The following is a 629-nucleotide window of genomic DNA, read 5'->3' on the forward strand; positions in this document are numbered from 1 at the left end:
CAGGCCGCTTCGGCCCCGCAGGCGCTGGAGCGTTACGAGTATCAGGGCCAGTACGGCTGGCAGAAGCAGGACCGGGGCGAGTGGCTGAGCCGCGTACAGATCGAACAGCGTGAATCCCAGGCACGTCGTGTGCAAGGTCAAAGCGGCGTGCGGCAGATGGAAGCCGGGCGCTGGTTTGAGCTGACCCAGCATCCGCTGTACGAACGCAAGGCGGCTGAAGAGCGCCAGTTTTTGCTGATCGAAGTCGAAATGTTCGCCGAGAGCAACCTGCCGCTGGCCAAGGAGAGACGCGAAGTGCCGGGGAGCCTGGCGGCGCTGTTCAGATCTGTTCGTCCTGAGCCATCAGGGCTTGGCATTGTGAACAAGGTAGCGGACACCTTGGGCGTGGGCAGCCACGGTTTCTTCCTCAATCGCTTTGAAGGCCAGTTACACAGCGTACCGTTTCGCAGCCCGTCGGAGCATTTCAAACCCAAGAGCCTCGGCCAACAGACCGCAGTGGTCGTCACGCCCAGCGGCCATGAAGTGTTTACCGACACCTTGAACCGGATTTGCGTACGCTTTCACTGGGACCGCCTGTCTCAGGATGGCGAGTTGGGCTCCTGCTGGCTGCGCATGATGCAACCGAGCAG

At 61.5% G+C, this 629-nt stretch carries 1 protein-coding gene; it reads left to right on the forward strand.

Annotated elements, in window-relative coordinates; translation table 11 throughout:
- Window positions 1-629, forward strand: a 629-nt coding sequence (locus tag RYC18_RS06005) for a contractile injection system protein, VgrG/Pvc8 family (RefSeq protein ID WP_316884344.1), incomplete at both ends; no start/stop codon positions are given.

It is taken from the genome of Pseudomonas syringae group sp. 247E2, assembly GCF_032587795.1.
GTDB lineage: Bacteria > Pseudomonadota > Gammaproteobacteria > Pseudomonadales > Pseudomonadaceae > Aquipseudomonas > Aquipseudomonas amygdali.